Source organism: Oleiphilus sp. HI0117 (assembly GCF_001635235.1).
Genome location: NZ_LWGA01001285.1, coordinates 20,372 through 27,049 on the forward strand (window position 1 = coordinate 20,372; position 6,678 = coordinate 27,049).

The following is a 6,678-nucleotide window of genomic DNA, read 5'->3' on the forward strand; positions in this document are numbered from 1 at the left end:
GGGCTTTCTCTAACAAGTAAAGTAAACTAACGCCCCATGAGACCCGCCACGGCTGCAACATCATCTTTGCTTTCCAGTAATTGTGCCAAAGCTTCCTCGGCTTTTTCTGGTGTGATGTGCAGACGGGTATAAATACTTTCATCAAGTTTGTCGGCTGGTTTAGGAACAACGCCTGCGTCAGCCAGCATATGTTGAGTGAGCTGCAGTAAACCGGCGTATTCAGCATTTACACCTTCGAAGGCCTGATTCTTTTGGTGTCTCAAGCCAATAATGACTTCTTCTGGCATATTCCAGACAGACATCAGCTGGCTACCAATTTGTTCACGAGTAATGCCCAGTAAGAAGTGCTCAATATAGCCACTGTCTAAATGGGGGTTTGCTTCAATATAGCGACACATCAACGAGAAGTGAGGCGGGAAGACGTGTGCAAGCACCAAATAACCAAAGTTATGCAGCAAGCCCGAAAGATAAGACAAGCCGAAACTGGGGCGATAAGTCGGGTCAATTTTGCTTAGAATTGAGGTCGTACCTAGAGCTAGCCACATGGCTTGCTGCCAATAGGGGGCATAACCTTTTGGCTCATCCTTAGGAACTTTTAGTGTTCTTCCCAGAGCTAAACCCATTGCCAGGTTCATCACCATATCAAAGCCCAATACCCTGATGATCGCGTCGTGAACTGACTTGATCTTTCCGGGTGCATTGTAAAATGAGCTGGAAGCCCAGCTAACTACCTGAGCAGCAAGGCTTGGATCTTTTTCGATGATATCTGCCAGTTCATCAGCGCCTGCATCAGGGTTGGAGCGAAGGCGAATAATTTCTTGTGCACTCTGAGGCAGAGGTGGAAGCTCAAGAGTGTCTTCCAAGCGCTGTTTAATACGTAAGGAGGTAAACTTCTCAATCGCTTGATTGATCTGCTCAAGGTCACTGCCTGGTTGATTTATGTTGTAAGGTATCGATGATAGAGGCACTGCAAAGCTTTCGACTTTAGCTTTTCTAGTTGAGGCTGAAAAGGCCTCTTTACTCAGCTTGATCAGTTTATCTGCTTCATCGGTTTCGATATAGACGGTATCCTGTTCGATGACACGAGCATCGACAATCGCCGGTAAACCGGTGATATCCGGAATAGCCGGAAGCGTTTTGATGCTATGCACGGCGATTAGGCTGTGTACATCCTCATGTGGCAGCGCTTCGAATGAGCGCCCTACCTTACTGTTCAAACTGTCGACATCCAGCATACTGTCGGCTAAAAATATTAGCTGCGAACGCCCTAGTGTGTCTGCCATCAAGATGGTTTTCAGAATCTGGCTATCGGGAATGCCTTCACGGTCAACTAACACTGGCTGGTCCGCTTCAGTCAAATTAATTTCGGCATCATTCTGGTATTGTTCAAAAACTTTATTCACCACCGCGGGTATCATGTCATTTAACTCTTTGTTATCCATAAGCGTTTCCATATCAATAAGCTAAGTGTAGATCAATCCAGCAAAACAGTTCGTCAATTTAGTCGAAGGTAACAAAAATACTAAACTTCGCCATAAACACGCTTTGCGCCGACCCATCGACGAATCAATAGTTCACTGAGCTTGGAGTCCTCAAACACTTGTGCAGCCATGGTTTTGACTTCAGGAAGCCAATTTTGGTCACGTTGAAGGTCTGCAATCCGAAATTCGACCATACCGGTTTGCCGGGTACCCAGAACTTCACCAGGGCCTCTTAACTCCAGATCTTTCTCGGCAATGACAAAGCCATCGTTACTTTCGCGCATTACACTTAAGCGCTCTTTGCCATTGGCGGATAGAGGTGGGTGGTACATTAGCGCACAATAGCTTTTTAAAGCGCCCCTTCCTACGCGGCCGCGCAACTGATGTAGCTGGGCGAGCCCTAAGCGCTCAGGGTTTTCAATAACGATAAGGTTCGCATTGGGAACGTCCACACCGACTTCAATAACAGTCGTAGCAACCAATACATCAATACGCCCTTCTTTGAACTGATCCATGATTAGGCTTTTATCCTGAGCCTTCATTCGCCCATGAACCAAGGCGACAACCAAACCTCCTAGCTGAGCTTGTAACCAGGCCAGGCTTTCCTCTGCAGCCTGACACTGCAGGGCTTCAGATTCTTCTATAAGAGTGCAAACCCAATAGGCCTGACAGCCGGCTTCACAAGATTTTCTAACCCGTTCAACCATTTCGGAGCGTCGACTATCTGGAATGGCAAAGGTTTCTATTTTTTGTCTGCCTGGGGGGAGTTCATCGATTACCGAGGTGTCGAGGTCGGCGTAGGCGCTCATTGCCAATGTCCGGGGTATGGGCGTGGCGGTCATAATGAGCTGATGTGGCACCAAACCGGAGTCTTGCCCTTTGTTTTTTAAGGATAAACGCTGGTGAACACCAAAGCGGTGTTGCTCGTCGATAATCGCCAGGGCCAAGCGTGAAAACTTCACTTCATCTTGAAACAAAGCATGTGTGCCGATGACGACTTGAGCATTACCCGATGCGATTTTTCCCAAGGCGGCTGCTCGGGTCTTGCCCTTTGACTTACCACTTAGCCATGCGATTTCTATCGAGTTGCCATCAGGAAGCTTAAGCTCGGCAAACCACTGACTGAAGTTCAATAGATGTTGCTCGGCAAGAATTTCAGTGGGAGCCATTAAAGCGACTTGAGCACCCGACTCTACAACCTTTAAGGCTGCCAAGGCCGCAACGATGGTCTTACCTGAGCCGACATCGCCTTGTACCAATCGTAGCATGGGGAAGGCTTGGCCTAGGTCATGGTCGACGTCGCTGCACACTTTTTTTTGTGCACCGGTTAGTTCAAAGGGGAGCTGCTCAAGCAGTTGAGTGCCTAGCTGGCTATTATTCTGGCAAGGCAAGGCTTGGTGACTTTGTACGCCTTTGCGGAGTTTTAACAGACTTAAGTGATGCCCGAGTAATTCTTCAACAATAAGGCGTTGCTGACATAAATGCCGCCCTTCTAGCAAAGCGAGTTGGTCGGCTTCGGTTGGTGGAGCATGTAAGTAACTTAGTGCATGTTTAAGTTCCGGTAGCTGGTAGGCTTTTCGAATGCTAGGCGGCAGTAGATCGCGGACATCGCAGCGATCCAGCCAGCCAAGCGCTTGACGACAGATTGCACGGAGTCTTGCTTGTTGAATTCCTTCGGTTAAGGGATAAACCGGAGTTAAAGTTTCGGGTGCGGTATTCTTCTCGTCCCCTGTGATGATATTGTACTCAGGGTGATAGAATTCTATTCCCAGCTTTCCAAGCCTGGCCTCACCATAGCAACGCAGGTAGGTACCTTTTTGAAGTTGCCGGGCTTGAGCTGCGCTGAAGTGATAAAAACGCAGTGTAACGGTGCCGCTGGCGTCTTTTACTTTGACTTCTAGACTACGCCTTCTTCCATGAACGACTCTACTACCGAGCACTTCCACTTCAAACAAGCCTTGCATGCCGGGGCGAAGCGAGGCTGCAGAGTGAATACGAGTTCGGTCTTCGTAACGAAAAGGCAGGTGGAAGAGTAGGTCCTGCATGTTGTGAATATCGAGCTTGGAAAGTGTTTCAGCCAGTTTGGCGCCCACACCTTTTAACTGCGTAAGCTCTATTTCCTCCAGCGCTGCCATGCCGATTTAACCCTTTTGTGTGAGTGCAGGTACTTCCATGCATCTACGAATGTCTTTTAGAGTACTTCGTTTTATACTAGCGACAAATCATATAGAAAAGGCTTGGCGCTATGCAAGGTAAGAAGGTTTTGATAGTCGGTTGCGGTAAAATCGGTGGGCGCGTAGCGAAGAGGCTTTCAAGTGACTTTCAAGTTTTTGGTTTACGCCGAAGACCTCAAATGTCTCAGGATGACATTCATTATCTTGCTGCAGATGTTCGAGAGGCATCGAGTTTAGAAGAGGTGTTTTCACAAGTCCTGACTGATGGTGTTGATTACCTGATTTATTGCCTGACGCCTTCCCAGCGCACCGAACAGGCTTATCGTGATACCTATGTCACGGGTTTAGAAAACACGCTTACGATGCTTCCTAATCCGAAGCGCTTAAAGCGATTGATCTTTGTTTCCAGTAGCAGTGTCTATCACCAGAATGATGATAGTTGGATAGATGAGCAAAGCCCTTGTGAACCAAAACAGTTTTCAGGAAAGCTTATCTTTGAAGCGGAAGGTCTACTTCGACACAGCGGCATACCCAGCACGATTATTCGTTTTAGCGGGATCTATGGTGGTTCTCGTCGCCAGTTAATTAATCAGGTAAAGCAGTCTGCGGAAAGTGGCGCGGCTATTTTAAGTAAAGCCTTACGTCGAAGTAACCGTATTCATGAAGATGATTGCGTGGGTTTTATTGAGCACTTAATTCGCTTGAATGCTCAAGGCTCAGCGTTGGAGCCGCTATATCTTGCTAGTGATAGTGAACCAGTAGATCTTAATGAAGTGATTATCTGGCTAGCAGAGCACTTGGGGCTGACCATCAATACCCAACCTTCCGAGCAGGCAAAACGGCGAAGCGGAAATAAGCAGTGTTCCAATAGGCGAATGTTGGATAGTGCTTATCAACTTCACTATCCGACTTTCCGAGAAGGTTATCAGGCGATGTTAAGACAAACCTAAATAGATGAATTCATCACCATTATGCCATCCATTTCAACCTGAGCATCTTTAGGTAGTGATGCGACGCCAATGGCGGCTCTTGCGGGATAAGGCGCTTCAAAATACTTGGCCATGATTTCATTCACGGTGGCGAAGTGTCCTAGGTCTGTCAGGAAAATATTGAGTTTAACTATGTCTTGAAGTGTACCGCCTGCGGCATTGCATACAGCGGTAAGGTTATCAAATACTCGCGTGATTTGCGTGCTGATATCGCCTTCTACCAGGCTCATCGTACTTGGGTCCAGCGGGATCTGGCCAGATAAAAAAACGGTCTCGCCGACTTTTACTGCCTGGGAATAGGTTCCGATTGCTTCCGGTGCATCTGCTGTTTGAATAATGGACTTGTTACTCATATTTCCTCCTGGAAGCTAATCACTTTATTTTGATATGACTCTGGTAAGCCTTAGAACGGCTTTGATTGAGCGAATTCGGCGCATAACTCGAGCCAGGTGTCGTCGACCCTGAACATGTAGCACAACACTAACAACACTTAGTTTGGCGTTTTGTTCCGTCACGCCGATTCGTTCGATATTACCTTCGGCGTGCGTTATCGCTGCGGCTAGCTCGGCAATAATGCCGCGTTGGCGTTCAAGCTCTACCTTCAATTCAACGGTAAACTCATCGGTAATATCTTTCACCCAGGATAAGTGCATTTGAACCTGATTGTTGCTTAGGTTCATAATTTTTGAGCAGCCCTCGGAATGAATGGTGATGCCAGAGCCTGTGTCAGGTAAGCCTACGATCGGGTCGCCCGGGATCGGGTGGCAGCAATGTGCGAAAGACAGGTTCATTCCTTCTGAGCCCTTGATCATCATGGACACTGTAGAGGTATCTTGAGCTTCGTTTTCAGCCTCATCTTGTATTGCATCAGACATCAATTGACGAGCAATGATGAACGGCATGCGCTGACCTAAACCGATATTGCGCAGGAGTACATCCATGCTCTCGGCTTGGTTATGTTCAAGAACTTTTTGAATCTGTGCTTCAGGAATATCTTTCCAGGAAACATTAATGCCAGAGAGTGACTTATCGAGCAAGCTCTTACCAAGCGCTAGGCTTTCGGCTTCGCGTTGGTCTTTCAAGTAGTGCCTTATGCTGCTCTTGGCTTTACCGGTTGTGACAATATTCAGCCAAGCCCTACTTGGTTTAGCGCTAGGGGCAGTGACTACTTCAACCGTTTGCCCGCTTTGTAGAGGTACGCTCAAGGGGGCAAGTTGTTTGTTTACGCGACAGGCGACACAAGCATGACCAATATCGGTATGGATAGCATAGGCGAAGTCGATTGGGGTTGCCCCCGCAGGTAATTCGAGAATCGCGCCTTTGGGTGTGAATACATAGATCTCGTCGGGGAAGAGGTCGATCTTAACGTGCTCAATAAACTCCATAGAGTCAACGGCTCGTTCACGAAGTTCTTTCAGGCCGCTTAGCCAGCGATCAATACGCGCCTGATTGGCCAAGGCGAGATCTGACTCATCTTTATATTGCCAGTGTGCAGCAATACCGTAGTCAGCCAAATCTTCCATATCCTTAGTACGAATCTGAATCTCGATATTAACGTGCATACCGAAAAGTGTCGTATGGAGAGACTGGTAGCCATTTGCTTTAGGTACGGCGATATAGTCTTTAAAACGAAAGGGCAGCGGCTTGTATAAACTGTGGGCGGCTCCGAGCACGCGATAACAATCGTCTTCAGAGTCAGTAATAATTCGAAAGGCATAAACATCCATAATTTCATGGAAGGATTTATGCTGGTATTTCATTTTTTTATAAATGCTGTTCAGGTGCTTCTCGCGACCGAGTATCTCAGCATTAATACCGCGTTCTTTGAGCTTATCTTCAAGGCAATGTTGAATATCGGCAAGAATTTCATTGTGATTGCCACGTAACTTCTGCACTGCCTGGCCAATATNTTTGGCTCGCATCGGGTACATGGCGGCAAAGCCTAAGTCTTCTAGCTCTACCCGAATGCTGTTGATGCCCAGTCGGTTGGCAATTGGCGCGTAGATATCCAGGGTCTCGGTGGCAATGCGTCGA

The 6,678-nt window shown here is 47.5% G+C and carries 5 protein-coding genes; 1 reads left to right on the forward strand and 4 read right to left on the reverse strand.

Annotation, left to right across the window (positions count from 1 at the left end):
- Positions 1 to 26: 26 nt before the first annotated feature.
- Complete coding sequence (locus A3757_RS22400) at positions 27 to 1,442, reverse strand: aminoacyl-tRNA deacylase and HDOD domain-containing protein (RefSeq protein ID WP_197470228.1); 1,416 nt, start codon at positions 1,440 to 1,442, stop codon at positions 27 to 29.
- An 80-nt stretch (positions 1,443 to 1,522) separates the two neighbouring features.
- Positions 1,523 to 3,616, reverse strand: coding sequence for an ATP-dependent DNA helicase RecG (gene recG, locus A3757_RS22405; RefSeq protein ID WP_068508654.1), 2,094 nt, complete (start codon positions 3,614 to 3,616; stop codon positions 1,523 to 1,525).
- 110 nt (positions 3,617 to 3,726) lie between these two features.
- Here recG and A3757_RS22410 point away from each other — a divergent pair, with 110 nt between their 5' ends.
- Positions 3,727 to 4,605, forward strand: a complete 879-nt coding sequence (locus A3757_RS22410; protein ID WP_068508652.1) for an NAD(P)H-binding protein — start codon at positions 3,727 to 3,729, stop codon at positions 4,603 to 4,605.
- Here the strand turns inward: A3757_RS22410 and A3757_RS22415 are convergent.
- The gene (locus tag A3757_RS22415) at positions 4,602 to 4,997 is read right to left on the reverse strand and encodes a RidA family protein (protein ID WP_068508651.1); all 396 of its coding nucleotides are present in this window, start codon (positions 4,995 to 4,997) and stop codon (positions 4,602 to 4,604) included. The genes A3757_RS22410 and A3757_RS22415 overlap by 4 nt on opposite strands.
- Before the next feature lie 24 nt (positions 4,998 to 5,021).
- Positions 5,022 to 6,678, reverse strand: a 1,657-nt coding sequence (locus A3757_RS22420; protein WP_068740326.1) for a bifunctional (p)ppGpp synthetase/guanosine-3',5'-bis(diphosphate) 3'-pyrophosphohydrolase, incomplete at its 5' end; no start/stop codon positions are given.

Bases quoted from the DNA above. Each gene is read 5' to 3' on its own strand.
- A3757_RS22415 (WP_068508651.1), bottom strand. From the start codon at position 4,997: ATGAGTAACAAGTCCATTATTCAAACAGCAGATGCACCGGAAGCAATC.
- A3757_RS22400 (WP_197470228.1), bottom strand. From the start codon at position 1,442: ATGGATAACAAAGAGTTAAATGACATGATACCCGCGGTGGTGAATAAA.
- recG (WP_068508654.1), bottom strand. From the start codon at position 3,616: ATGGCAGCGCTGGAGGAAATAGAGCTTACGCAGTTAAAAGGTGTGGGC.
- A3757_RS22410 (WP_068508652.1), top strand. From the start codon at position 3,727: ATGCAAGGTAAGAAGGTTTTGATAGTCGGTTGCGGTAAAATCGGTGGG.